Origin of the sequence: Chitinophaga sp. XS-30 (assembly GCF_008086345.1) — a bacterium.
GTDB lineage: Bacteria > Bacteroidota > Bacteroidia > Chitinophagales > Chitinophagaceae > Chitinophaga.
In genome coordinates, this window is sequence record NZ_CP043006.1 from 5,541,417 (window position 1) to 5,567,566 (window position 26,150).

19 protein-coding genes and 5 tRNA genes are annotated in these 26,150 nt (G+C 50.9%); 5 read left to right on the plus strand and 19 right to left on the minus strand.

The features are described 5' to 3' along the window. Window positions 1-4: 4 nt before the first annotated feature. From nusG to rpsU, 11 genes are all read right to left on the minus strand, one after another. Window positions 5-586 (minus strand): transcription termination/antitermination protein NusG, encoded by a 582-nt coding sequence (gene nusG / locus FW415_RS22140; RefSeq protein WP_148389304.1) that lies wholly within the window; start codon window positions 584-586, stop codon window positions 5-7. Next, complete coding sequence (gene secE / locus FW415_RS22145) at window positions 586-780, minus strand: preprotein translocase subunit SecE (RefSeq protein ID WP_148389305.1); 195 nt, start codon at window positions 778-780, stop codon at window positions 586-588. The genes nusG and secE overlap by 1 nt, the downstream gene beginning before the upstream one ends. 108 nt (window positions 781-888) lie before the next feature. Beyond that, a tRNA-Trp gene (locus FW415_RS22150) sits at window positions 889-959 on the minus strand. A 128-nt stretch (window positions 960-1,087) separates the two neighbouring features. After that, window positions 1,088-2,275, minus strand: coding sequence for an elongation factor Tu (gene tuf / locus FW415_RS22155; RefSeq protein WP_148389306.1), 1,188 nt, complete (start codon window positions 2,273-2,275; stop codon window positions 1,088-1,090). Between the two features lie 291 nt (window positions 2,276-2,566). Next, window positions 2,567-2,638: transfer RNA gene (locus FW415_RS22160), tRNA-Thr, on the minus strand. Window positions 2,639-2,652: 14 nt separating this feature from the next. Continuing rightward, window positions 2,653-2,725: transfer RNA gene (locus FW415_RS22165), tRNA-Gly, on the minus strand. Between the two features lie 103 nt (window positions 2,726-2,828). After that, window positions 2,829-2,911: transfer RNA gene (locus FW415_RS22170), tRNA-Tyr, on the minus strand. A 39-nt stretch (window positions 2,912-2,950) separates the two neighbouring features. Next, window positions 2,951-3,024, minus strand: a tRNA-Thr gene (locus tag FW415_RS22175). Window positions 3,025-3,255: 231 nt separating this feature from the next. Then, window positions 3,256-3,555, minus strand: coding sequence for an HPF/RaiA family ribosome-associated protein (locus tag FW415_RS22180; RefSeq protein WP_148389307.1), 300 nt, complete (start codon window positions 3,553-3,555; stop codon window positions 3,256-3,258). 323 nt (window positions 3,556-3,878) lie between these two features. Beyond that, window positions 3,879-4,814: a tyrosine-type recombinase/integrase gene (locus FW415_RS22185; protein WP_148389308.1), complete on the minus strand. Its 936-nt coding sequence runs from the start codon at window positions 4,812-4,814 to the stop codon at window positions 3,879-3,881. An 87-nt stretch (window positions 4,815-4,901) separates the two neighbouring features. Beyond that, window positions 4,902-5,099 carry a 30S ribosomal protein S21 gene (gene rpsU, locus FW415_RS22190; protein ID WP_148389309.1) on the minus strand — a complete coding sequence of 66 codons (198 nt, stop codon included), beginning with the start codon at window positions 5,097-5,099 and terminating at the stop codon, window positions 4,902-4,904. A gap of 124 nt (window positions 5,100-5,223) precedes the next feature. On the opposite strand from rpsU, the gene FW415_RS22195 reads away from it, so the two are divergent. The 3 genes from FW415_RS22195 to truB all read left to right on the plus strand — a co-directional run bounded on the left by FW415_RS22195 (window position 5,224) and on the right by truB (window position 7,728). Next, complete coding sequence (locus tag FW415_RS22195) at window positions 5,224-5,820, plus strand: riboflavin synthase (protein ID WP_148389310.1); 597 nt, start codon at window positions 5,224-5,226, stop codon at window positions 5,818-5,820. Between the two features lie 7 nt (window positions 5,821-5,827). Beyond that, window positions 5,828-6,814 carry a nitronate monooxygenase family protein gene (locus FW415_RS22200; RefSeq protein ID WP_246858832.1) on the plus strand — a complete coding sequence of 329 codons (987 nt, stop codon included), beginning with the start codon at window positions 5,828-5,830 and terminating at the stop codon, window positions 6,812-6,814. A gap of 227 nt (window positions 6,815-7,041) precedes the next feature. After that, window positions 7,042-7,728 carry a tRNA pseudouridine(55) synthase TruB gene (gene truB, locus FW415_RS22205; protein WP_148389311.1) on the plus strand — a complete coding sequence of 229 codons (687 nt, stop codon included), beginning with the start codon at window positions 7,042-7,044 and terminating at the stop codon, window positions 7,726-7,728. Here the strand turns inward: truB and FW415_RS22210 are convergent. Further along, entirely contained in the window at window positions 7,716-10,139 is a 2,424-nt protein-coding gene (locus FW415_RS22210; RefSeq protein ID WP_148389312.1) for a BamA/TamA family outer membrane protein, read from the minus strand. The two genes, truB and FW415_RS22210, sit on opposite strands and share 13 nt — an antisense overlap. A gap of 66 nt (window positions 10,140-10,205) precedes the next feature. Here FW415_RS22210 and FW415_RS22215 point away from each other — a divergent pair, with 66 nt between their 5' ends. Beyond that, window positions 10,206-10,946: an RNA methyltransferase gene (locus FW415_RS22215; protein ID WP_148389313.1), complete on the plus strand. Its 741-nt coding sequence runs from the start codon at window positions 10,206-10,208 to the stop codon at window positions 10,944-10,946. 46 nt (window positions 10,947-10,992) lie between these two features. Here FW415_RS22215 and FW415_RS22220 read toward each other — a convergent pair whose 3' ends face one another. Further along, the gene (locus FW415_RS22220) at window positions 10,993-12,213 is read right to left on the minus strand and encodes an ABC transporter permease (protein ID WP_148389314.1); all 1,221 of its coding nucleotides are present in this window, start codon (window positions 12,211-12,213) and stop codon (window positions 10,993-10,995) included. A gap of 44 nt (window positions 12,214-12,257) precedes the next feature. On the opposite strand from FW415_RS22220, the gene FW415_RS22225 reads away from it, so the two are divergent. Then, a complete protein-coding gene (locus tag FW415_RS22225; protein WP_148389315.1) occupies window positions 12,258-13,529 on the plus strand; it encodes a DUF5103 domain-containing protein in 1,272 nt (423 codons plus the stop codon). Here FW415_RS22225 and FW415_RS22230 read toward each other — a convergent pair whose 3' ends face one another. From FW415_RS22230 to FW415_RS22255, 6 genes are all read right to left on the minus strand, one after another. Beyond that, window positions 13,530-14,864 carry an NAD(P)/FAD-dependent oxidoreductase gene (locus FW415_RS22230; RefSeq protein WP_148389316.1) on the minus strand — a complete coding sequence of 445 codons (1,335 nt, stop codon included), beginning with the start codon at window positions 14,862-14,864 and terminating at the stop codon, window positions 13,530-13,532. A gap of 166 nt (window positions 14,865-15,030) precedes the next feature. After that, on the minus strand, window positions 15,031-16,443 hold the full coding sequence (locus tag FW415_RS22235; RefSeq protein ID WP_148389317.1) for an arylsulfatase: 1,413 nt from the start codon (window positions 16,441-16,443) through the stop codon (window positions 15,031-15,033). Between the two features lie 11 nt (window positions 16,444-16,454). After that, window positions 16,455-18,098, minus strand: coding sequence for a RagB/SusD family nutrient uptake outer membrane protein (locus FW415_RS22240; protein WP_148389318.1), 1,644 nt, complete (start codon window positions 18,096-18,098; stop codon window positions 16,455-16,457). A gap of 10 nt (window positions 18,099-18,108) precedes the next feature. Continuing rightward, window positions 18,109-20,925 (minus strand): SusC/RagA family TonB-linked outer membrane protein, encoded by a 2,817-nt coding sequence (locus tag FW415_RS22245; RefSeq protein ID WP_148389319.1) that lies wholly within the window; start codon window positions 20,923-20,925, stop codon window positions 18,109-18,111. Between the two features lie 31 nt (window positions 20,926-20,956). Then, window positions 20,957-22,711 (minus strand): RagB/SusD family nutrient uptake outer membrane protein, encoded by a 1,755-nt coding sequence (locus tag FW415_RS22250; RefSeq protein WP_168208943.1) that lies wholly within the window; start codon window positions 22,709-22,711, stop codon window positions 20,957-20,959. A gap of 31 nt (window positions 22,712-22,742) precedes the next feature. Next, the gene (locus FW415_RS22255) at window positions 22,743-26,099 is read right to left on the minus strand and encodes a TonB-dependent receptor (RefSeq protein ID WP_168208944.1); all 3,357 of its coding nucleotides are present in this window, start codon (window positions 26,097-26,099) and stop codon (window positions 22,743-22,745) included. Window positions 26,100-26,150 lie beyond the last annotated feature (51 nt).

Sequence of the window (26,150 nt, forward strand, 5' to 3'; positions counted from 1 at the left end):
AGCGTTAGCTGATCTTTTCTACCTGCATGAAGTTCAGCTCTACCGGGGTGGCGCGGCCGAAGATCTTCACGGTCACTTTCAGTTTCTTCTTGTCTTCCAGCACTTCTTCGATCACACCGTTAAAGTCGTTGAACGGTCCATCGATGATCTTGATGGTTTCGCCAATGATATACGGTTCGCTCATGGTGAGGCCCTGATCGGATATCTCGTCCACTTTACCAAGCATTTTATTGACTTCGGACTTGCGGAGCGCGATGGGCTTTTCCTTTCCGAGGAAGTGGATCACACCGGAAACCTGGCGGATGGACTGGATCACTTCATCGGTCATTTTACCGTCGATGGCTTCGATCATCACGTAACCGGGATAGAAGTTCTTTTCGCGCATCACTTTTTTACCGGCCTGCACTTTATATACCTTCTCCACCGGCAGGAAAATCTGGGTAATGACATTGCCCCAGTCACTGCGGCGGACTTCAATATCCAGGTATTCCTTTACTTTCTTCTCTTTGCCGCTCACTACCCGCAGTACGTACCATTTCGTTTCCTGGGCGGGAGCCTGGGCTTCTTCCTTGTGGATTTCCTCCATTATTGAAACAGTTTATAGTATTGCGTTAATACCAGGTGAGACAGGGTATCCATGCCCCAAACCATCAATGTGATGATAATGGTGGCGATGAGAACGACCATCGTAGATGATTGCAGCTCCCGCCAGGTGGGCCAGGATACTTTATGAACCAGCTCGTGATAGGATTCTCTGAAATAATTCGTGATTTTGTTCATCGTAATAAGTTATCCTGATATGAACGATAAAAATTGCCGTGCGGCTGAATTGTTTGTTGCTGATGACAAAATGCAAACAATTCAAGCTTCCGGCAATTCATTTTTCAGCACGGGTACTAGGATTCGAACCCAGATCAAAGGTTTTGGAGACCCGTATGCTACCGTTGCACCATACCCGTGTGTGTTGTGATGAAAAAACCATTAACTATGGCAGTTCCTCTTTAGCAAAGATAGCTTTCTATTGATTAACCGCCGCCCGGTTAATGGTTTTTTTCAGCTCACAACTATTGTTCAGTATTGCTACTGATTATTTCAGGATCTCGGTAACCTGACCAGCGCCTACGGTACGGCCACCTTCGCGGATCGCGAATTTCAGACCTTTTTCCATAGCGATCGGCTGGATCAGTTTAACGGTCAGGCCGATGTTATCACCAGGCATAACCATTTCAACGCCTGCAGGCAGTTCAACCTCACCGGTAACGTCAGTCGTACGGAAGTAGAACTGAGGACGGTATTTCTGGAAGAACGGCGTGTGACGGCCACCTTCTTCTTTGCTCAGTACATAAACTTCACATTTGAAGTCGGTGTGCGGAGTGATGGAACCGGGCTGGCAGATAACCATACCGCGACGGATCTGGGTTTTTTCAATACCGCGGAGGAGCAGACCGGCGTTGTCACCAGCTTCACCTTCGTCCAGCAGTTTTTTGAACATTTCCACACCAGTGCAGGTAGATTTCAGTGACTCGGGGATCAGACCTACGATCTCAACGTTCTCACCTACTTTGATACGACCGCGCTCGATACGACCGGTGGCAACAGTACCACGACCGGTGATAGAGAACACGTCTTCCACTGACATCAGGAACGGTTGGTCAACCGGACGCGGAGGCATCGGAATGTAAGTATCAACGGCTTCCATCAGTTCGTCGATCTTTGCAACCCATTTTTCGTCGCCGGCGAGAGCACCGGTAGCAGAACCCTGGATGATGGGCACATTATCACCATCGAAACCATAGGAAGACAGCAGGTCGCGGATCTCGATCTCAACGAGTTCCAGCAGTTCCGGATCGTCTACCAGGTCTACTTTGTTCATGAATACTACGATACGGGGTACACCTACCTGGCGGGCCAGGAGGATGTGTTCCTTGGTTTGCGGCATAGGACCATCAGTAGCGGCAACCACCAGGATAGCACCGTCCATCTGCGCAGCACCAGTGATCATGTTCTTCACATAGTCAGCGTGACCAGGGCAGTCAACGTGCGCATAGTGACGTGCAGAAGTCTGGTACTCTACGTGGGCTGTATTGATAGTAATACCTCTTTCTTTTTCTTCAGGAGCCGCATCGATCTCGTCATATCCTCTTTTCTCAGCCAAGCCCTTGTTTGCCAGAATTGTCGTAATGGCAGCAGTCAAGGTAGTTTTACCGTGGTCCACGTGACCGATGGTACCAATGTTAACGTGGGGTTTATCCCGCTTAAAGGTTTCTTTTGCCATTGTATTTTTTTTTAAGATGGTTTGTAAAGATTGTATTATAGTTGTTAAAAAACGTTTTACAAACTTGAGCCCGTCACAGGGATTGAACCCGCTCCTTTCCGCTTACTGGCGAAACGCTCATCCATTGAGCTTACCGGCTTAGTTAAACTTCAAATTTCGGACACCGTACACCGCTTTACCGGTGACCTGTATCCGAAACCTTCGGGATCCGCCGGGAGAACACTTCTCCGGAAATCCCCGAGCTTTTAAACGGGAACCGCTGCTGCAAAACCCTTTTTTAAAATCTCTTTGAGCTGTTGATGAGAATTGAACTCACGACCTCTTCCTTACCAAGGAAGTGCTCTACCCCTGAGCTACAACAGCAGTGGTTCTTTTAGAGCGGGAGACGAGGTTCGAACCCGCGACCTACAGCTTGGAAGGCTGTCGCTCTACCAACTGAGCTACTCCCGCATATGAAAACACTGTACACTTCCTCATTCATCCCCCCCTCCTCATTTTCTTGCACAAGTTTGTTCCGCCCCTGTTGAACAAAAGCGGAACAAAATAAGTTTTGTGGGCAGGACAGGATTCGAACCTGTGAAGTCGAAAGACAGCGGATTTACAGTCCGCCCCATTTGGCCGCTCTGGAACCTGCCCAACTAAAAAAACTTTGCCCGGACCCGTCCGGAACGCCTGAGCCAGCAGAGGGATTCGAACCCCCGACCCACTGATTACAAATCAGTAGCTCTGGCCAACTGAGCTATGCTGGCGCTTTTCTGTCAAGAAAAAGTTTAACAACCTCTCAAAAGGAAGCGCAAAATAAATGGTAATCTTTTTAAGAAACAAATATTTTTTCACTTCAGGACCACAAACTTTTTTACTGATAAAAGTCGGCTAAAATGCCCTACAGTAAAGAACTTTACTACCCTCACCAATCCCTTTTTGAATCGGGATGGCAAAGGTAGTAAAGAGATAATTAATTCCAAAATATTTTTAGGAAATTAATGTAAATTCTTCTCCTTCCGGCGTTTGATCTGGGTAACAAGCGAGTCAAATGCGAGGTCTATTGACTCTTCGAAGGATTTGGATTCGTGCTTTACAAAGAAATCGTGGCGGGGAATGTGTACCTTAATCTCGGCAATCTTGTCCTTGATCTGATGGGCTAACTGATCCAGCTTCAAAAAAACTTCAACGGTAACAATACGGTCATAAAACGTGGAGAGCTTCTGGATCCTTTTGTTCACATGATCAATGAGTTTGGCGTCAGCATCAAAACGCACAGTTTGGATTTGAACATTCATAGCACTTAGTTTTAACTTTTAACAATCTGATTTAAAGTTAGTAACGAACATTCATAGGCTATTTTTTAGATGAGTGTCTCGGCTTTACTAATTTACTGAACTTTCCCACCTTTTTCGATTTCCGCCGGAAAAATTTTGTTAAAATGTATAATACCACAAGGTTACCCCTTCTTCCCGCTTTAACAAATGAGCGCCGTCAACACCGGCACTGTCTTTCGTCAGGAATAATTGTAAATGTTTATATTGATATAATAGAGAGATACTGCAGGCTTGTCAGGGATTTGGGGAACTGATGCCTTACCATATGTAAACTGCCGCGGAAATCACCGGGCTTTGGGGTGTGCCTGCTGATGCACCTTCTTCAGCTTCTCGATCGTGTTATGGGTATAAACCTGTGTGGCGGCGAGACTGGAATGCCCCAGCAATTCCTTGACGGCATTAAGGTCGGCCCCATTATTCATCAGATGAGTGGCAAAGGTGTGACGGAGGATGTGGGGACTTTTCTTCCGGATCGTGGTGACCTGGCTGAGAGCGGCTTTCACCACTTTGTAAACATAGGATTCGTCAAGGGGTTTGCCGTTTGGCTTCACCAGCAGACGTTCGAGGTCTGGACTCCCTATCTCCCGCCGTTTCCGCGCTTCATACGCGGCTATCTGCTCCAGGAGCGGGGAACTTACCGGAACAAAACGTTCCTTGTTGCCCTTGCCCAGTATTTTCAGCTGCCGGTTACCGGTATCCACCTGCTGCATTTTAAGGCCTATCAGCTCCGCACGGCGCATACCGGTCTGATACAACAGGTCCAGGATCAGCCGGGCGGTAGCGCCCTTGAAATCATCGCTAAAAACGGGCTTGCCTGCAGCTGCATTCTCTTCCAGCTGCTGCATGCCTTTCTCTTCCACGAACACCGGCAGGCGCTTGCGGATTTTCGGGCTATTCACCTTGGCCATGGGGCTTTGCTCCAGCAGCTGCTTGCGGACGGCGTATTTGAAAAAGGATTTCAGGGTGGAGATCTTGCGGCGGATCGTGACGGCTGTAGCTGATTTCCCTCCCGGGGCAAGGCCGGTGACCAGCCAGGACTGGATATGGAAATACCGGATATCTTTCAGGGAAATATCCCCGTAAGTGTTTTCCAGATATCCGAAGAACTGCTCCAGATCTACCCTGTAAGCCAGCACAGTGTGCGGGGAATAACGCTTCTCCAGCTCCAGGTAAGCCAGAAAAGCTTGTGCAAAGGCAGGTAGCGGCTGTTCTTCTTTCATAACCAACACAAAAAAATTGATGACTGTAAAGTTATCGAAAACCTTACAATCATCAATCTTATGTATTAGATTTAATGCTGATCGTGATTATACATCAAACTTGCCGGTAGCTACCTGCTGTTTGTACACAGCTTTCAGTACCTGGGTCCGGCGACGGATAGATGGCTTTGTAAATGACTGACGCGCTCTCAGTTGCAGCAGTATTTTCGCTTTCTCAAATTTCTTTTTATACTTTTTGAGCGCCTTGTCAATGTTTTCGCAATCTTTAGAATCGATAATTAACATATTTCTCCTTTATTTTTACGGACGGCAAAGATACATCTAAATTCTCAAAATCCAAATAAAAGTCACTTCTCTTTATCTCCGTCTGTAATTGACTAATTTTGGACCTCAAATATTAAGCAAGAATATGTTTACCGGCATTATAGAAACAATGGGCACGGTCACGGCGGCGGAAAGAACGGGAGGTAACCTGGAGATCACCATCCGCGCTGTGATAGCACCGGAACTGAAGGTTGACCAGAGCGTATCGCATAATGGCGTCTGCCTGACGGTTACCCGGGTGGATGGTCAGCAATATACCACCGTGGCAGTGGCGGAAACCCTGCAGAAATCCAATATAGGGCTTGTCCGCCAGGGCTATTCCGTAAACCTGGAAAGGGCTATGGTCCTCAACAGCCGGGTAGACGGCCACCTGGTGCAGGGGCATGTGGATGGAACGGGCACCTGTGAGTCTGTGACGGAGCAGGACGGCAGCTGGCTTTACCGCATCCGTTTTCAATCGCAGTTTGCGGGATTGATCGTGGAAAAGGGCTCCATCTGCCTGAACGGCATCAGCCTGACGGTGTTCGACATCACGGAAGATGCCTTTTCGGTAGCGGTGATCCCCTACACTTACCAGCATACCAATATCCAATATCTCAAACCCGGCGACACCGTGAACCTGGAATTTGACATCCTGGGCAAATACGTGGCGCGGCAACTGAACCGCTCACCCATCAAATAGATCCGCATTGAACCAGACACTTTTACAGACCCTGGGCATTAAACACCCGCTCATCATGGCGCCCATGTTCCTCGTGAGCAATGAGCCGATGATGCTGGCCGCCATCCGCAGCGGCATTGCCGGCACTTTCCCTTCGCTCAATTACCGCAAGGAAGGCGAACTGCCTGCCCTCCTGGAAAGGCTCAACCAGGCCAAGGCCGGCCATCCGCAAGGCACATACGGGGTCAATCTGATCGTCCAGAAAACAAATCCGCTCTATAAAAAACACCTGGATGCCTGTGTAACGGCCAAAGTGCCGTTTTACATCACCTCCCTCGGAAATCCCCGGGATGTGATCGAGGCGGCGCACAGCTACGGCGCCAGGGTCCTCTGCGACGTGACCAATCTGCAGCATGCGGAAAAAGCGGCCCAGAACGGAGCCGACGGCTTCATTGCCGTATGTGCGGGGGCAGGCGGCCATGCAGGCCCCTACCCTATGCATGTGCTGGTACCGGCCCTGAAAAAAGCCTTCCCGGATATGACCGTCACCGCCGCAGGCGCCATCGCCACCGGTCAGCAGATCGCCAGTGCCATGGTGCTGGGGGCGGACAGCGTGTCCATCGGCACCCGGTTCATTGCCAGCCGGGAAGCCACCGTCAGCGATGAATACAAGAACGCCATTATCAGCCATGGCATGGAAGATATTGTGCTGACCGAGAAACTCTCCGGAACGCCCTGCAATATCATCAACACCCCCGCGGCGCAAAAAATGGGCTACCGGCAAAGCGGATTCGAAAAATGGCTGTCCCGCAACCCGCGTACCCGCAAATACTTCAAGATGATGGTGCAGATGAAAGGCATGAAAAAACTGGAAAAGGCCATCAAACCCAATCATTACAACCAGCTGTGGAGCGCCGGACAAAGCGTGGAAATGGTAGATGAGATACTGAGCGTAGAGGAGATCGTGCAGCGGCTCATGCAGGAATACCAGGAAAGCGTACGGGCATTGCGGTGAACCGGATGGCTCGCGTGCTACACGGAAGACGCGTTGCTGGCATTGCGGTAAACCGGATGGCTCCCTTGCTACGCGGAAGACACCTTGCAGGCATTGCGGTAAACCGGATGCCCTGTACCGGATGGCTCCCACGTTTCGCGAAAGACACCTTGCAGGCATTGCGGCAAACCGGATGCCTGATGATAACGCTCACGACTAAACGGAAGGAAAAATAATATCTTTGCAACATGTCTTTACCCAATAATTACCAGGAAGGCGCTGTGCTGTTGATCAACAAACCGCTGACATGGACTTCCTTTGATGTGGTCCGCAAGATCCGTAATACCACCAAGGCGAAAATAGGCCATGCCGGCACACTGGACCCCCTGGCCACCGGCCTCCTCATCTGCTGCACCGGCAAAATGACGAAGAAAATAAACGAATACCAGGCCCAGGAAAAGGAATACACCGGAACATTCACCCTAGGCGCTACCACACCAACGTACGACCTGGAATCCACCCCCGAGAACCATCAGCCCGTACCCGAACTGGACAAAGCGGCATTACAGGCGTATGCCGACCGGTTCACCGGTGAATTGCAGCAGCTGCCTCCCATCCACTCCGCGATCAAACAAAACGGGAAACCCATTTACCATCTCGCCCGCAAAGGCGTGGACGTGAAGGTGGAGCCACGCAACATTACCATATATGCTTTCGAGATCACTGAGGTGGCCTTACCCATCGTACATTTCAGGGTGCAGTGCAGCACCGGTACCTATATCCGCTCCCTCGCGCACGATTTCGGTGCGGCCATAGGTTGCGGAGCGCATCTGAGCAGCCTCTGCCGCACGAGAATAGGCCTTTTCAAACTGGAAGATGCCATGGAGGTAACGGATTTCATCGAGCAGTATAAACAGGCACATCAGAACGGGTAACCGATCGCTATGTTCCAGATGATGTTCTCCCTGCGCCAGCGCACATCGCCCAGCGCCCATTGGTTCAGGAACCAGCCGCTTTTGTTCTTTTCTGTGGGATAGGGCTTCTTGAGCGGAATGCCCCAGTCGAAACGGATCAGGAAGTAGGTGAAGTCCAGCCGCAACCCCGCGCCGGTACCAATGGCCAGATCATTATACAGATTGTCAAAACGAAAATCCGCACCGGCTCTCAAAGTATCCTGTTTGAGCATCCAGATATTCCCGAAGTCAAGGAATGTGGCGCCTTTCAGGTTCATGCTCCCGCCAAATAAACGGAACAGGTTGAAACGGTACTCCACGTTACCTTCCAGCTTCAGGTCGCCGGTCTGGTCCGGGAATATCTCGGCAATGGAAGAAGTATCCCGGAAAGAACCGGGCCCCAGTGTACGCAGGCGCCAGGCGCGGAGACTGTTGGGGCCGCCGGACGTGAACTGCCGGATGTAAGGCAATACATCGCTTTGCCCGTAAGGGATGCCCACACCTGCGTATGCACGCGTAGCCACGGAGGATTTGCTGTAATTCCAGTAATGCCGGTAATCCAGCTCCAGCCGGAGGAACTGCGAAATATTTACGGTGGACAGGGTCTCCAGGCTTTCCCGGCCGCTGGTCACCCAGTTGGTCAACCCGTTGATCCCTTTCAGCCATAACCCTGATTCTTCAAAGTTGATGCGGAAATAGGAGTTCTGACGTTTATGAAAGATATCGTTATTGCTGAAAGTATAGGTGATCCCCTCTCCGCCAATGAAAGCCGGCTCAAAACTGCGCCGCAGGTAAGGGTTCGGGGTTACGACAGAATCCTGGAATTCCTTCGTCAGCGCCACTCCTACATAATTCAGCATGAACGGCTTCACGATCCATCGTTTGTACAGCGATTCATTCCATTCATATCCCAGCGAAGCTGTCAGCTGCCGGATATCGAACTTCCTGATACGGGTAAGGTTGCTCCAGCCGGCAGAGATACGGGTCCTCGCCGTGGAACGGTAGTTCTGGCGCAGGCGGAAAGGCAACATGAAACGCGGCAGCACCAGGTCCGCATTCACACCATACTCCCGGGCCTGCAGGTCGAACCTGTCGTTTCGCGCAACTTCCAGGCCTCCCTTCAGGGTAATATGCAGCTCATTCGCCGAGCGGCTGACATTGTAATGCCGGTATCCAAGCGTCACGCCGCTACCTACAAGATAATCGTTACTCGTTGTTACATCAATATTGGCGCTCAGTTCCTGCTTCTTCCTGGGCGTGAGCAGCACATAGGCATCCAGCTTCTGCACCGTATCCGTCCGCTCGCGGTATTGTACCGTAACGAACTGCCAGAGATTAAGGTCATACAGCCGGTTAACGGTATTGTTGTAATTCTGGATGGAATATCTTTCGTTCTTCCTGAGCTGTATGGCGCGGGCCAGCACTCTGGGGCGGATGATGTCCTCATGATACTTCACCGTCAGTATCCTTCCCGAGAAGGTTTTGTAGGTGGTATCGTTTACATTCCCGTTGGGTGAAAAGTCAGGATAGATGAAGATATCATGCAGATAGAAAAGTTTGGTAAGATCGGTGGCGGAGTCCTCCGGGTTCCGGATCACCACATCGATCTCCATGGTGGGCTTCTGGTCTGCACTCAATACAGAGGGCATGCTGGAGAAGGGGTTCAGCGGATCGATGAAGAGTGATTTGTTCAGGGTATCTACGGTAAACGTGATCAGGTCGCGGTTGAACTTGAAATACCCTGCATCCCGGATCAATCTGGTCAGCCTTTCGCGTTCGCCATTGAGGTTTTCGGCTTTGTAGGGTTCGCTTACCTTCAGCAGGGAGAACTTCTCTCCTTCCCTGACGATATGGCGAAGGGCTGTATCGGGAATATCGTAATTGATCTTTTTGATGACGAAGTTCTTGCCGGTAGTCACCTCATAGGTAACATCCGTCTTCCTGTTCCGGGTATCCACCTTATGATCTACGGTAGCATAGAAATAGCCCTGGTTATTGAGGTAAGACACCATTCTTGAAACGGATTCGGCCGTCCGCACCGAGTCATAGATCACCGGGGCCTCCAGGTTACGCTCTGCAAGAATGAGGTTCCAGAACCAGTTGCTCTTCTTTTCGTATGACTTCTGGTTGTACAGCCATACTTTCAGGCGGGAGCCCAGCAGCTTGGAATTCGGCTGTTGCAGCATCAGGGATTTGGAGGAGAGGTCGCTTTTCAGGTCTGATTTTTCGGAAGAAGACAATGTGCCGTCGATAACAACGTTCGTTTTGGTCAGCAGCGTCTGGTCCTGCTGCAGATAACGGGTGTTGGAGCAGGCATTTAACAACAGGCATACCATCAGCAACGCGGGCAGCAGCGGCAGAGATGTATATGACGGGTATGACTTTTTCTTCACTTGATTCCTGAATTAACGGGTATTGCCTGCTTGGCCGAATGCCGGATTTCTTGTAGGTTTGATCCTATGTTGTCAAAGGCGCAAATTAAATATATTCAATCATTACAGCACAAAAAATACCGTCAAAAATTTGGCCAGTTTATAGCGGAAGGAGACAAGATCGTGCAGGAACTGCTGGCAGACCGGCGAAGCGTACAAGCCGTCTATGCCACAAGAGAATGGTTACTTGATCATCGTGCGCTGGCTGAAAGCGCTGCTGGTATTGACATTCAGGAAATAGCGCCTCCCGTGCTCAAACAGCTATCCTCCCTGTCTACCCCACATCAGGCCCTTGCACTGGTCAATATTCCTCCCCCTTCCGAGCCGGTGCTGCAGGGGCATGTAACCCTGGTACTGGAAACGATCCAGGACCCCGGCAACCTGGGCACCATCATTCGTATAGCCGACTGGTTTGGTATCCGCCAGATCATCTGCTCACCGGATTGTGTGGATGCGTGGAATGCCAAGACCATCCAGTCTACCATGGGCAGCGCCATGCGTGTACCTGTTATCGTGAAAGACATTCCCGGCCTTCTGACCGCCAATGAGCATATCCCCGCCTATGCCGCCACCCTGCATGGAGAGAATATCGTCCAGACCCCGAAGATCACCGAAGGCCTGATCCTCATCGGCAACGAATCCCGGGGATTGAGCGAAGCTGTATTGAAACTTTGCCACCATCATATCACCATCCCCCGCATCGGCCAGGCAGAATCCCTTAACGCCGCTGTGGCAACCGGTATTATCTGCGGCAGGTTATTGCTATAAAATTCCCGCCCTACGTTCTTCCCGCCCATACGTCCCCTTCAACATGTTATTTGAACTGAATGGCCTTTACCGGCAGGATGTTTCTGGTCAACAGGGTAGGGATCAGGAGGATCAGCAGGCAGATACCGAGCGTAACGGCGTTGATCATCAGCACTTTCCACCATTGCATGGCAATAGGCGCCACGGTCATGTAATACGATTCCTCGGGCAGCTTGAAGAAACCGGTTTGCTGCTGGAGCAGCGCCAGGCCTATTCCCAGGATATTCCCGATAATGATGCCGGCCAGCACGATATAGCCGGCCTGGTAGATGAAAATGCCCTGTATGGCGCTGTTGCGCATGCCGAGGGCTTTCAGGATGCCTACCATGTTGGTACGCTCAAGGATAAGGATGAGAATGGCGGTGGTCATGTTGATGATGGCCACAATGGTCATAATGATCAGGATGATGGCCTCGTTCTTGTTCTGCAAACCCAGCCAGTCGAAGATATTGGGGTATATCTCCTGCATGCTGCGAACGGTCAGCTCATCCGGAAGCCGCTCACCGATGTGGTTACGGGCGCTGTCCATCAGGCGGTAATCGTCCAGGAAAACCTCATAGCCCCCGATCTCCTTTGGCTCCCAGTCATTCAGCCGCCTGACAAGATTGATATCCCCGATGATATAAGCCTTGTCATATTCCTCGATACCGGTCTTGTAAATGCCGCAAACGGTGAGTTTACGCACACGTGGCGGCAGGCCGTCCCCCCGGACAAAATACACGATAACCCCGTCATTCAACTTCAGCTGCAACAACGCGGCCGTGTTTTCTGAAATGATCATTTCGGATGCATACCCGCTGTCTGAAAAGCGGAGCGGGCGCCCTTCCGTCAGGAAACCCAACTGTGAATCCCGGTCTATTCCCTTGAAGATCATGCCCTCGGTTTCCTTTTCCGTTTTTACGATCACCGATTTGGTGGCGAATTTGTTGACGGAGGTGATATGGGGATATTGCAAAAAGCCCGCTTCCAGTGCGGAATCCGCCGTAAAAGGCGTCTGCTCCGTCAAAGGCCCCGCATTCACCTGGAACTGCGTGATATGCAAATGCCCCCAGAAGCTGAAGATCTTGTCCGAGATCACCTGCTGGAAACCGCTGATCAATGCCGTAGCCAGGATCATGACCGCCACACTGAATGCCGTGGCGATCATGGCAATGTTGATAATGAACTTGGAAAAGGAAGAAAAACGGTTAAATGCAATCCTCCCGGCAATAAACATCGATACGCGCATGCCGCTAATTTATGGAATTTAGAAATTCATTGTAAATTACACTTATGAGGAAAGTATTCACCGTGATAGCGTTATTATCTTTTTTCAACGCCCAGGCACAGGAAAACAGGATTTCGCAGGATCACGTCTACAGCCCCACGATCAAGACCGTCAAACTTAATCCCACCGGCGAACCCCTGGCACTCCCCATTGTCACGCTCAACAGCGGAGAGAAACTGGAACTGAACTTCGATGACATGCAATACGAAGTGCGGAACTATTTTTATACCATTCAGCTGTGTAATGCGGACTGGACACCGGTCATGATCAATACCATCCAGTACCTGAGAGGTTATTCCGAGAACCAGATCAGGGATTACCGCTTTTCCGCGGTGGCCTTGCAGAAATATGTGCATTATCACCTGGATTTCCCGAACCAGAACTGCACCCCTACCCTTCCCGGCAATTATGTGCTGAAGGTGTATCTGGACGGGGATACGTCGCAGCTCGCGTTCACCCGCCGCTTTATGGTCATCCAGCAGAAAGCCTCCCTTGGCGGTTATATTTCGCAGCCCACCAACCCGAAGCTCTTCCGCAATTCCCAAAAGATCAATCTTTCGGTGGATACGAAAGGCCTCAATATCCAGAACCCGTTCGATCAGGTGAAGATCGTGATCATGCAGAATTCCCGTTGGGACAATGCCATTACCGGCATCAAGCCCAGGTTCATAAAAGGGGATGTGCTGGAATATAATGCGGAGCAGGACTGCATTTTCCCGGGAATGAAGGAATGGCGGTGGCTGGACCTCCGCAGTCTGCGCCTGCAGACGGAAAGAGTGGAGAGATCGGAGTACGGCCGCACCACGACCGATGTGTATGTATTACCTGACTTTCCGCGGGACAATACGGTATATCAGTATATCAAGGATATTAACGGGCGGTTCATCCCTTCCACGCTGGATGATTACGATCCCAACTTTGAAGGGGACTATGCCAGGGTACATTTTGTCTTTCCCGCAAAGGAGCCTTATGCGGGATATGACCTGTATATCTTCGGGGAACTGACCAGCTACGAATGCAATACCAGCAACAAACTCACCTACAACGGGCCCCGCCAGGCATACGAAGGAACGCTGTTCCTCAAACAGGGCTTTTACAACTATATCTACGCCCTGATAGACCGTACCAATGATCAGTTCAGCACGGAATACACGGAAGGGAATTCCTGGGAAACCGAGAACGACTATACCGTACTGGTGTATTACAAGGCATTGGGCGGGCGGCACGATGAGCTGATCGGAAGGATGCAGCTTAATTCCCTGACGAGCCGCCGCTGATCAGGGTGTCATCAGCGCATCCGTCTGGTTAACGGTTTGCCCCAGTTTTACAATATTGGCAGCGCCCCGTTTAATGATAATGCGTGTGCCGCGGTCGTAGGTAAAGTAACGGTAGAACCAGTTGATGAATACGACCAGCTTGTTACGGAAGCCCATCAGGTTCAGCAGATGGACGATCATCCAGGCCACCCAGGCAATATAACCGCTTAAACGGATACTGCTGAATTCCGCGACCGCCCTGTTCCTCCCTATCGTAGCCATACTGCCCAGATCTGTGTACCGGAACGGCTGCAGTGGTTTCCCTTTCAGCTCATTCGCAATATTCTTCCCCAATTGCTTGCCCTGTTGCATGGCTACCTGCGCCACCATCGGGTAACCTTTGGGGAAACGGCTGTCATTCACCTGCTGCGCAATATCCCCGATCAAGAAGATATTGGAAGCGCCCTGCATGCGGTTCACCTCGTCTACTACTACACGGCCATTGGGAAGGATCAGGTCTTCCGGCAGCCCCTTGAGCGGAAACCCTTTCACACCGGCGGCCCAGAGCAGGGATTGCGTGGCGATGGTTTCCCCGTTGCTGAGCGTGAGCGTACGCCCGTCATAATCCTTCACGGCCGTATTGGTCAGCACTTTTACTTCCAGGAATTTGAGCCCCTCCAGCGTTTTTTGGCTGGATTGTTCGCTCATGGAAGCCAGCACTTTGGGGCCGGCCTCTACCAGGTAGATGTTCATGAGGTGCAGCGGCAGTTCAGGATAGTCTTTCGGCAGGATGTATTTCCGCAGTTCCGCGAAAGCGCCGGCCAGTTCCACGCCCGTGGGGCCGCCGCCCACCATTACAAAATTGAGCTTCGCGCGGATAGCCATTTCATCGTTCATCAGCAAAGATTCCTCAAACTGCTTCAGCACATAATTGCGTATCTGCACAGCTTCGATAAGCGATTTCATACCAATGGCATGCTCCTCGATGACCTTGTTGCCAAAGAAATTGGTATTGCTGCCGGTAGCCACCACCAGGTAGTTATAGCGGATATCGCCGATGTTCGTATGCAGGATATTGTCCGCCGCGTTCACCCCTTTCACGTCCGCCATGCGGAAATAGAAGTTCTTTTGCCGTTTGAAAATGCCTCTGAGCGGGAACGCGATGCTGTCCGGTTCCAGCCCCGCGGTAGCCACCTGGTAAAGCAGGGGCTGAAAAAGATGGTAATTGTTCCTGTCCAGCAGTACTACCTGTACCCGGGCGTGCCTTAAAGCTTTCGCCAGGTTGATGCCTGCAAATCCTCCTCCAACGATCACTACCCTGGGCCGGTCTGTTTCCGGAATGTTCGGTTGTATCATGATTGCAAATTTAAATGCTACGGCATTGAGGCCTCAAATGCCATACCATTGTTAATTATTATCAAAAGTACAAAACTTTCAGGAAAAAATGAAAGATAAGGATAAAATAAAGGCGGCAGTACAAAGTGTAGCACAGCCGCCCTTATCAGATCAGTACTTTTCCGGGTCATCTCCCGCCCGTCAGTGGAAAAAGTGGGCTTTCAACATGCGCCTGCTGCATGTACTGTTCCATTTTTTTAACAATATCCGGATGCCGGGCTGCAATATCCTGCTGCTCACCGGGATCCTCCTGCAAATCATAAAGTTCCAGCGGTTTGTCCGGATCGTTCTTCAGTTGAAGCCGTACAGCTTTCCATTTGCCTGCACGTACAGCCTGACGGCCGCCGCTTTCATGGAACTCCCAGTATAAATACCGATGCTCTTTCTGTCTGCCTTTGCCCAATAGCGTTGGCAGAATGGAAATACCGTCTGTAATGCCTGCCGGCGGTGCACCTGCAATCTCAAGGAAGGTTGGCATCAGGTCCCAAAAAGCGGCCGGGTGCGCCGTTTCCGAGCCTGCCTTTACCTTTCCAGGCCATTTTACAACAAAAGGCACCCGGATGCCGCCTTCATAAAGGTCCCGCTTTACACCACGGAAACCTCCGCTGCTGTTAAAGAATCCGGGATCAGCTCCGCCTTCCTCATGCGGGCCGTTATCACTGCTGAACATGACAATAGTGTTGTCTGACAACCCCAATTCCTCCAGTTTGTCCAGCACCTGCCCCACATAAACATCGAGCCGGCTTACCATAGCGGCAAACGTAGCGCGAGGTTTTGTGACGGAGGCATATCCGGCCACCAATGCTTCAGGGCCATAATCATTCCCCCGATGCGGCGTTTCGCTGAAGCGGTGCTCATACATGCGATACCAGGCATCCTCCGGCCCCTGCAGCTCCGCATGCGGCAGCACAGAAGGTATGAAAAGAAAGAAGGGCCGGTCTTTATTCGTCTCGATAAAAGCCAGCGTTCTTTCCTGTATAAGCGCGGGCGCATAAACCTTTTTTTCATTCAGGTCATTGCCTTCCAATACAACTTTATCGTTGTTGTCCCAAAGATGTGTAGGGTAATAGCGATGGGACTGCCGTTGGCAATTATAGCCAAAGAAGGTATCGAACCCTTTTTTGTCCGGCGCTCCGCTGGTGCCAACCATGCCCAGTCCCCACTTGCCAAAGGCGCCGGTAGCATAACCGGCCCGCTGCAGCATCAGCGCATAACTCTGTACCGAATCAGCCAGCGGTTCCTGTCCTTCAGGCTGTATTTCTTTGTTCCCCCGGATATACGTATGCCCCGTGTGCAATCCGGTCAGCAATGAAGACCGGGAAGGCGCACAAACTGTAGCGCCGGAATAAAAGGAAGTAAAGCGCATTCCCTGTGCCGCAAGACGGTCCAGATTCGGAGTTTTGATCTTTTGTTGCCCGTATGCACCGATATCTCCGTATCCGAGGTCATCTGCAAGAATGAATACGATATTCGGTTTTTGTTGTGCATTTGCGATCGTGCTGCAATTGATGCACAAAAAGAGCATAAGTAATTGTTTCATATATTAGTTTTTTACCATCCTGTATTCTGCTTTATCATGCCACCACTGGCGGTTACTTCCTGATACGGTATCGGATAAAGATATTGTTTGGCTGCAAAGGAAACATAGTCCACCTGCTGATAGCCGTATGTAAAGGTTCCATCGGCATTCCTGGTGATCCTGACACCTGAAACCTGTTTGTTCAGCATTTGCTCCGCTACTTTCCAGCGCCGGAGGTCCCAATACCGGTGTTCTTCAAAAGCCAGTTCCAGCCTTCTTTCCAATCGAATGGCCTCCCTCATTTCCATTTTGTTCATGTTCGCTTTCAGCCCGTAGAGGCCATCTGCTCCTTCCTCCAGGCCTGCTCTCCTGCGAATACTCATCAGCTGTGTATATGCTGCATCACGATCGTCCGTTTCGTTGGCGGCCTCTGCATAATTAAGCAATATTTCTGCGTAACGAAAGATCGGGAAGTTATGGTCCTGGTTGGAATAATCGCTGGCGGTGCCGAAATTCCCCAGGAACTTGCGCAGGTAATATCCCGTCCGCGTACGGCGGGATACACGCACTTCAGCGGCCGGATTATCCAGTCCGCCTTCAAATGTTTCCACAGCACGGCCCAGCCACATCATTCCATTATAAAAAACGGTGGCAGACAGGCGCGGATCACGATTCGCATAGGGATTGGCCGGGTCATAGCCGGCACCCGCATCCGTAATAGCGCTGCCGTTCAGCATGGGAAATGCATCCACCAGTTGTTGTGTAGGGCTAACATATCCCTGGCTCACGTTGGGTTCCACATACCCGATCGGAGCGTTCTGCCGTTCAAGGTTGGAATGCTGTACAGCCTGATAAGCAAGTATCACTTCCGGGCTTTTCCTGTTCGTAAATATTCCGTTGAAATTGGCCGCCAGAGAATATTTGCCAAGGCTGATCACATCCCGCGCAGCCGTAGCGGCGGCCAGCCACCTGGCGCGGTCATCAGCGGGATTATTGAGCGGGCTTGCTGCAAGCAGCAATACCCTGCTTTTCAGTGCCAGCGCTGCGGCCTGCGTGATCCGTCCAAGATTGGTATTATCTATCGGGTCACTACGCAGCGACGGAAAGATGGCATCACATTCCTGAACGATATAAGCCACTACCTCATCAAACGTGTTCCTTGTAAGCCGGATAGGCTCCTCCAGCGAAAAGTACCTGCTCCCGAGAAGCGGTACTCCCCCGTAACGGCGGACCAGTTCAAAATAGCTCATCGCCCTGATAAAACGCACTTCAGCTTTCCAGTATGCTTTGGTAGTTTCATCACGAGGCACTACATCTACCTTGGCAAGAAAAAGATTGGCCCTGCGGATGGCCTCATAGGAAAAGGCCCATTTGTCATCCGGATTGTTGACCGCCGTGAGCCTTGATTTGCCCAATACTTCAATATCATTGCCATAGCCTGAAGCAACGGCATCATCGGTTGCCGCATCCAGTACTACATTATCGATCCGGTTATACCCATTGGGCAGGAAGGCGTAGATGCCGTTAACGACCCATTCCGCATAAGTACCGTTCTTGTCCAGCGAATCATACACAATGTTGTCGGTGATCCGCTCAACAGGATAGGTTTCGTACTTCCGGCAGGAGAATGCGAAAACAACAGCCGCGATCGCCAATATATATATTCTGATATTCATGAGCTTGCAATTAGAATTTGATCGATATTCCTCCGTTTAAAATGCGCTGAAGCGGATAACCCATACTTCTGCTCTCGGGATCAAACCGGTCCTGTCCGCTGAATGTAAGGAGGTTGTAGCCGCTGGCAAATACCCGGCAGCCTTTGATCTTCCAGCGGTCCAGCATACCGCCGCGAAAAGTATATCCCAGGGCCACCGTTTTCAGCCGGAGGAAATCCGCAGATGATAACCAAAAAGAAGAATTTACGTGGTTATTGGGATTGAACCCTGCCGTTAAACGCGGATAAGTAGCGTTGGAAGCTGTTTCCGCTGTCCAGCGGCCATAATGATGCGGAAAAGCTGGTCCTCTTCCTTCGTTCTGGAACTCCCATTCGCCTGTACCTGTAAGGCTGATCGTTCTGTTAGCCAGGCCTGCCAGCTGGAGGGACAAGTCAAACCCCTCCCATGTAAAACCTGCATTGATACCGTAGTATATTTCCGGATCATCGGGACCGATCCTTGTTACATCGTAGAAATTAATCACACCATCCCCATTCAGGTCCCGGTATTTCAGATCTCCCGGTGCCGAGCGGTATCCCTCTACTACAGGCCCTTCTCCTGCAGTGGTCACGAATCCATCAGCAATGTATCCATATAACTGCCCGATGCGGTTGCCCGCAGTTTCCATCCAGGGGTATGCCTGTGCAGGCTGGTCATTATGGGTAATGCGGCCACGTTGTACAGCGATGTTAGCGGCAATGAAATAATTAAAGTTGTTCCCTCCGTCCGCCCAATGTGCAGTAGCTTCCAGGCCGGTGTACAAGCTCTTGCCCAGGTTCTCTGCGGGATATGGTGCACCCAGCATCGCGGAATTGCTCCCCCGCTGTTGCAGGAGATCAAAGAATCTGTTCCGGTAATAGTCTGCCGAAAGTGTAAAACGCTCGTTCAGCATGCTGAGATCCACCCCCAGGTTCCACTTCAGCGCTTTTTCGGTAGTGCGTACATAGGGCAGCTGGCTTTCCGCTGTTCCCTGTACGCCGCCTGCTCCGGTACCAATATAGTAGGCAGACCCATAATTGGAGTAGGTGTACAGATAGCTGAAATAGTTAGCGTCTATACGGCCTGTGAGGCCATAGTTGGTGCGCAGTTTCAGGCGGTCCAGAAAACCCTCGCGGGGGAAGAAGCTTTCGTTGTGCACATTCCAGCCGATACCCGCTGAAGGATATAGTTGGTATTGATGGCCGGGTTTGTACCAGTTATTGCCGCTGTACGAGGTAACCATGTCAAAAATATAGCGGTCGCTCATGCGGTATTGTGCACGAAGGATACCATTTTTGATGACAAAAGGCAGCTGGCTTCCGTAGCGGGCGCTGCTTCGCTGATACTGCACGGCAACATCAAGGTGATGGCTGTCCCAGCTTTTGGAAACTCCGGTGGAAAGGTCTATGAACAGGGAACCATTACGCACGCTTACGTCCGATGCGTTGGCCTGCTCTCCGATGCTCCCGAACTGCCGGTAAGTAGTATCATGAGCGCCTGTTACTTTCATTTCGTATGTGGCGAAATTCTTGTTGCGGATGAGATTATGAATGATCTCCATGGTATAGGACGCCGTTGCCTTTACCCACCATCCTTTCCAGACATCTCCCATATCTCTTTCCAGTAACAGATCAGCGAGTCCATCGTTCATATTGATCTGGGAATATCCGGAACCGGTAGACTGGCCCCGGATATTGTTCGAGAACAGTTGGTTGCCACCGAAAGAACCATCCGGATTGAATACAGGGTAAGCATTTGCCGGCGTATTAAGCATGCTGTTGAAGAGTCCGGATATGCTCCCGGTTGAAATATCCAGCCGGCCGGTGTTGGGCGCAAAACTCAGGGAAGCGGCCCCTCCGGGCGCATTCCTCCGGCGGCTGGAACCATGGATGTTGAGGGACAATATTGTACGGGGAGAAAGATCAATGCTAACGTTCCCGCGAAAACCGAAACGCCGGTAGTCCACATTGGTGCTGTAGCTGTTGAGCGCGCTCTGCGTTAAAAGACCACCCTGTTTGAGGTAGTCAATGGAAAGAAAATAGCCCATGGCATTCGTCTTTCCGTCCGCGCTCAGCACATACCGCTGATATGGCGCCTGCTTTTCCATGATCTGCCCGTACCAGTCATTGTCAGGATGAGTATAGGGCGCACTGCCATCCCTGTATTTTGCGATATCGTCCATGGTGTAAAGCGGTGGTCTGCCATCGTTTATCAAAGCTTCATTGTACAGTTCAGCATAGGCGGCAGAAGACAACTGTTCCCGCAGCTTCAGTGGCTGCGCAATACCTGTATTAACGGAAAAGTCCATATTATGCCCTGGCTGCGCGGCCTGCTTGCGGGTCGTGATCATGATCACTCCGTCCGCTCCTCTCAACCCAAGCGCTGCGGCGGACAATGCATCTTTTAATACCGTGATGGATTCCACCTGCTCGGGCAAAATGGCGTATATATTCCTGGGAATACCGTCTACCAGCACAAGCGGCGTTCTTCCTCTCAGTAAAAAGAAAGGCTGGTCATTGCCGGGCTCACCATTTTCCTGGAAGGTGGCCAGTCCGGGTACTTTCCCGGAAAGCGCATTGCCGATACCGGTCAGGGGCACTGCACCAAGTGTTTTTCCTTCTACAAAACCGACAGCTTCCACCAGATGGTTTTTCGGCTTTTGTGTAAAAAATAAAGGATAAAGGCTGTCCTGCTGCACTATCTGCTTCAGGCTATCCTGGAGGAACGGGCCTTTCTGATGCGCAACTGCCGGAACAGCGGACAATATCAGGAAGAACAGGCTAAATATGATCTTTATATAGTTGTTCATGCTACTCGTTTTTTAATCCGTAGATAAGGGATTACCATCCCGGATTTTGCTTGATGTTACGGTTTACCGCGATCTCTGTTTGCGGGATCGGGAACAGATAGCTGTTGGCCTTGAAGTAACGCGGGCTTCTCACATTGAATCGCGTTTGGCTGAAAGAACCGTCAGAATTGGACGTAATACGGATCCCCTCAATAAACTTTCCATCGTAACGGTCCCCGATACGCCAGCGTCTGAGGTCCCAGTAGCGGTGTTCTTCAAATGCCAGCTCTATGAAGCGTTCATTATGGACCAATTCGCGGGCCTCTTCGGGGCCGGGGTTTGCGGGAAGGCCATAGAAACCATCTGCCCCCGGTTCTATGCCGGCCCTTTTCCTTAATTCAACAAGCTGCATTCTTGCCCTCGGCCAGTCTCCCGTTTCAACCGCAGCTTCCGCGAGATTCAGCATGATCTCGGCATACCTCAAAATGGGCGGGCAGCGGAGGGTATTCGCAGAGCTGGCGGCGCTGAGATTTTCGTCCGCAGCTTTTCTCACATAATAGCCGGTATTCGTACCCGTATTGTTGGAGGCCGGTTTGAGGCCGTCAAGGTTTGCCCCCTGGTAAGTATAAACGGGTGAGGCAGCATTCGTCCTGTGATCAAAATATAACGCGCCATTGTAGACAACCGTGAAGTAAAAACGGGGATCGCGGTTGGCATACATATCATTTTCATTATAACCCGAACCAGGTTCGCTGATGACTTTGCCATTTTTCATCGGGAAGGCATCTACCAGTTGCTGCGACGGGTAACGCAGGAAATTGCCGTTGCGGGAGGGCGGGTTGCAGGCTGCTTCAATGATCTTGTTAGCTCCGACCATTTCCGCAAGAATGTACTCATTGTTCACTCTTTCCAGAAAGAGCTGGTAGAATCCATTGCCTGGACGTGTGGTATTGTCTGTGTGGAGGGAATACCTGTTCATCTCCATTACATCCTGCGCAGCCTGCAGCGCTTTGCCCCACCGGCTTTCGTCCGCAGAGGGATATGCGGTGAGCGATATCACTTCCGGGTCTGTAGCGAAGCTGCCGCCATTGAATAATGGGCTGGCTGCAAACAGGAGCACGCGGGATTTTAGCGCAAGCGCAGCACCGCGGGTGATTCTTCCATAATTGATGCCGTTGTAATTTAAAGGAAGTGGCAGGGCAATAGCGTCTAATTCGGAAACAATATAGTCCACACACTCGGCATATGTATTTCTGCCCGCCTCATTCGGCGCATCAAGGGCGAAGACCTCATCCCCCACCAGCACCACTCCGCCCCAGTATTTTATGAGATTGTGATAGAAGTATGCTCGCAGAAAACGTGCCTCCAGTGCCGTTCTGGCTTTGAGTTGAGGAGAAAGCGGCATATTCGGCAGGTTTTTCAGATAGATATTCACATGCCGGATGCCGGTATAAAGGTAACTCCATGAGTTATCCGTTTTGGCATAGAAATTTGGCCCGAAGGTTCCGCCGAATATCTGGTTGGGCACATTATGCGCCCCTGGCCAGCGGGTTTCCGCTTCATCAGTGCATTCACTGAATCCGGCTCCTACCGTATTCACTTCCTTACCTGCGTTGTTCCCAAACTCCAGGCGGCTGTAAATGCCTGAAAGAAAATCCATGGTACGTGCACTGTCTATAAAAACGGCAGCTTCGTTCAGTTCATTCGTGGACTTCGGGTCCAGGAAATCCCTGGCATCCCTGCAACTGAAAATACAGGTCAGCATGCAGGCAGACAGGATGTATAATATCGTAGTGTATTTGTACATAGCTGGTTGATAATTTAGATGAAGACTGATATCAAAGGCTGATGCTGACGCCTGCATTGAATATCCTGGTAACGGGATATACATAGGTGCCGATATTGGCGGCAACTTCCGGATCGTACTGGTATTTATTGAAAAAACTGGACCAGGTGAAGAGATTGTAACCGTTCGCAAACAGTCTTAACGAAGACAGTTTTAACCGCTGTGCGATGTGAGACGGGAAAGTGTACCCCATTTCCACCGAGCGAAGGCGGATGTAGTCTGTGCTTTGCGTCCAGAAGGTAGACAGGTTGCCGTTCGGATTCATATAGGTACCCACAAAATTGGATGTCAATGCGGGGAATTCTGCCGTAGCAGCGGTTTCCGGTGTCCATCGTTTCAGATGTAACGGCTGCAGCGCTGCTTTGAAAGGTACAGCCATGTCAAAACTGGTATGTGAATCTGCTCCGAGATTAGACTGGAAGAGCGCAGCAATATTGAACCCTTTATAATTGGCTCCGAGCGTAATGCCCAACACGGTGTTTGGAAGATTGGGCCGGCCGGTATAGGCCATATCGTCTACATTGATAATTCCGTCCCCGTTCAGATCTTTATACCTGAGGAAGCCTTCACGTACGGTCCCCGCAGGTTTGGGCACATCCGGCTTATTAAGGTCGTCCGCAGAATAGAACGCCCCTTCCCAAATGTACTGGCGGTTGGTGCCAATGGGCATTCCAGTACGGTCTTGCCAGGGATAGAGTGCCGGTGGGTCATCACGGAAAATCACCTTGTTTTTCGCAAAGGTCATCATACCGCCGATGTTGTATCCAACTTTTCCTATCGTGCCATTGTGCCGGATATTCAGCTCGTATCCCGCGTTCTCCACTTCCCCGAGGTTCACATAAGGAAGTGTGGCTGTTTGCACACCGAAGGAACGGGGAATGGTCTGCCGCCTTGTAAGGATATCATAGCGGTAATTGTGAAAGTAATCTGCGGTAACATTGAGCTTGTTATTGAACAAAGCCAGATCAATCCCGAAATTCCACTTCCTTTCGGTCTCCCAACTTACATCATCATTCCCCTGATCGCTTTCAATAATAGCCGTGACGGCATTCGGTGTTTCTCCGAATGCATATCCACCACTCCGCACATATCTCTCTTCAAAAAAATACTGGTTAACACTTCCAATGTTGTCATTACCCACAATGCCCACAGAACCGCGAAACTTCAATTGCTGTACAAAAGGCAGTTTATCTTTGAAAAAGTTTTCGTTGTGTGCATTCCATGCCAATGCAAAAGCGGGGAAAAGATTAAAGCGCTTCTGTGTAACAAAACGGTCTGAGCCGTTGTATGCGCCAGAAGCACTGAACACATAACGTTCCTTGTAATTGTAACCGAAACGATAGGTGTACCCCCGGAAATTAAAAGGCAACGCTGCTCCCTCGAAATAACTTGTCTGGTTGTAGAGCAACAGCACATTAACGTTATGTCCGCCACCATAATTACCGTTGTAATTTACGCTTGCCTGCAGGTTGAGCCGGTGGTTGGGCGTTCCGCCGTTGTATCCCAGCGTATAAGGCGCAACACGGTAGATATTGACATCACGCGGTGTGTAGGAGCCGTCCTCCGGATTGTAATAATAAGCTGGAATACCGCTACGGGTCTGGGAGCGCGTAGCTGTATTCGCATAGGAATAAGTGGCCATTCCCTTGACAGACAGCCCTTTCAGCATCGAACTCAACTGCTGTTCCGCAGTAAAGCCTGCATTCATGAAATTGTTGTAGTCACGGGAGTACCCTCCCAGCGACATCAGCCCTGCAATATTGTTGAATTTGTCCCTTGGCTGGTACAAGGCCGCGTCCGGATACCCGAAACTGCCATCCGGATTATAAACCGGGTAGCCGTAAGACCGGGTAAAATCATACTGAAATACCTGGAATGCGACACTGGGTGAAGGTTGATTGGTTTCTGCAAAAGTGCCGGTCAGATCAAGTTTTACTTTCAGCGATCTGGTTACATCAATATCCAGGTTGGAGCGGAACTTGTAGCGATGGAGGTAGTAGTTATTATTGACCTTGCTGCTATTCGGCTCCGGTTCCCTGCCTTTATAGGGAATGTCTTTCAGCAGGCCGCCCTGGTTCAGGTATCCCATGGACAGGAAATAGCGTACCCGGTTACTGCCGCCTGAAAAATTCAGATTTGTCTGGGTCATGGGCGCCAGGTCCCGGTAAATAGTTTTGTACCAATCCACATCCGGATGCCCGTACGGGTCCGCGCCGGTGCGATACAATTCCAGGTCCTCATCGTCAAACAAACGAGCCAGGCCATCGTTTACCAGGGCCTCATTAGTGAGCACGGCTGCATCGTAAGCGCCCAAGGTCCGCAATGTTCTTACCGGCACCTGTACTCCCGCTTCCGAGCGGATCTCTATGGAAGGTTTCCCCGTCCTGCCGCGTTTTGTAGTAACCAGTATCACACCGTTCGCTCCTTTTACGCCATAGATGGCCGTAGCTTCCGCATCTTTCAGGATGGAGATAGACGATACTTCATCCACATTGATAAACTGGAATTGTCCAAGATTATATTCCACATCATCTACCAATATCAGCGGGGATACGCCACCGTTGTAGGTAGCTACACCCCGAATGGTCATTTCGGCGGCATCGCCTCCCGGTTGGCCGCTGCGCTGCTGTGAAAAATAGCCGCTTACTTTGCCTGTGAGCAGATTCTGCAAGCTGGCGCCCGGTGTCTCCCGGATGGTTTTCTGATCAACCGTACTGATGGCAGCGGTGACGAGCGATTTCTTCTGGGTACCGTATCCGACTACGACCACTTCATCAAGCCCCTCGCTCTGCTCCCGCAATACTACATTCCATGCAGAACGCCCGTCCAGCCGTACCTCCAGCGTGGAATACCCGATATAGTTGAACATGAGCGTGTCCGCTTTTTCCGGAACGTTAAGCGTGAAATTCCCATTCTCATCCGTTGTGGTACCAAGCGCAGTGCCTTTTATCCTTACAGTCACGCCGGGCAGCGTTTCACCTCTGGAATTAACGACCCTGCCTTTTATGATTTTCTGCTGGGGTGGCCCCGGTTCCTCAAGCAGTGGCGGCGGCTGCAACCTGACGGTGATAAGTATGATCCTGTTTTCCAGCCGGTAGCTAAGCGGCTGGCCTTGCAGCGCAGCTTTCAGCGCTTGTTCCAAACTGGCGTTTTGCATGCGCAGTGTCACCGGATAGGTTCCTTCCAGCATTTCGGTACTGTAAAGCACCTGATAACCCGTCTGCTTCCTGATCTCGGAAAATACCTTGCGTAAAGAAGCATTTTCAAGATCAAGGCTGATTTGCTGGAGATAAGCTGCACTTGAGATCTGTACAAGAAAAATGGTGAGCAACATCGCTATCAGCTTCATAACCCGGAAGATTTTAGTTAGATTCTGGTAGGGGAACAGGATTCCCTTGCA

Coding starts and splice junctions, on each gene's coding strand:
- nusG (WP_148389304.1), bottom strand. CDS start 586: ATGGAGGAAATCCACAAGGAAGAAGCCCAGGCTCCCGCCCAGGAAACG.
- secE (WP_148389305.1), bottom strand. CDS start 780: ATGAACAAAATCACGAATTATTTCAGAGAATCCTATCACGAGCTGGTT.
- tuf (WP_148389306.1), bottom strand. CDS start 2,275: ATGGCAAAAGAAACCTTTAAGCGGGATAAACCCCACGTTAACATTGGT.
- FW415_RS22180 (WP_148389307.1), bottom strand. CDS start 3,555: ATGAATGTTCAAATCCAAACTGTGCGTTTTGATGCTGACGCCAAACTC.
- FW415_RS22185 (WP_148389308.1), bottom strand. CDS start 4,814: ATGAAAGAAGAACAGCCGCTACCTGCCTTTGCACAAGCTTTTCTGGCT.
- rpsU (WP_148389309.1), bottom strand. CDS start 5,099: ATGTTAATTATCGATTCTAAAGATTGCGAAAACATTGACAAGGCGCTC.
- FW415_RS22195 (WP_148389310.1), top strand. CDS start 5,224: ATGTTTACCGGCATTATAGAAACAATGGGCACGGTCACGGCGGCGGAA.
- truB (WP_148389311.1), top strand. CDS start 7,042: ATGTCTTTACCCAATAATTACCAGGAAGGCGCTGTGCTGTTGATCAAC.
- FW415_RS22215 (WP_148389313.1), top strand. CDS start 10,206: ATGTTGTCAAAGGCGCAAATTAAATATATTCAATCATTACAGCACAAA.
- FW415_RS22220 (WP_148389314.1), bottom strand. CDS start 12,213: ATGCGCGTATCGATGTTTATTGCCGGGAGGATTGCATTTAACCGTTTT.
- FW415_RS22225 (WP_148389315.1), top strand. CDS start 12,258: ATGAGGAAAGTATTCACCGTGATAGCGTTATTATCTTTTTTCAACGCC.
- FW415_RS22230 (WP_148389316.1), bottom strand. CDS start 14,864: ATGATACAACCGAACATTCCGGAAACAGACCGGCCCAGGGTAGTGATC.
- FW415_RS22235 (WP_148389317.1), bottom strand. CDS start 16,443: ATGAAACAATTACTTATGCTCTTTTTGTGCATCAATTGCAGCACGATC.
- FW415_RS22240 (WP_148389318.1), bottom strand. CDS start 18,098: ATGAATATCAGAATATATATATTGGCGATCGCGGCTGTTGTTTTCGCA.
- FW415_RS22245 (WP_148389319.1), bottom strand. CDS start 20,925: ATGAACAACTATATAAAGATCATATTTAGCCTGTTCTTCCTGATATTG.
- FW415_RS22250 (WP_168208943.1), bottom strand. CDS start 22,711: ATGTACAAATACACTACGATATTATACATCCTGTCTGCCTGCATGCTG.
- FW415_RS22255 (WP_168208944.1), bottom strand. CDS start 26,099: ATGAAGCTGATAGCGATGTTGCTCACCATTTTTCTTGTACAGATCTCA.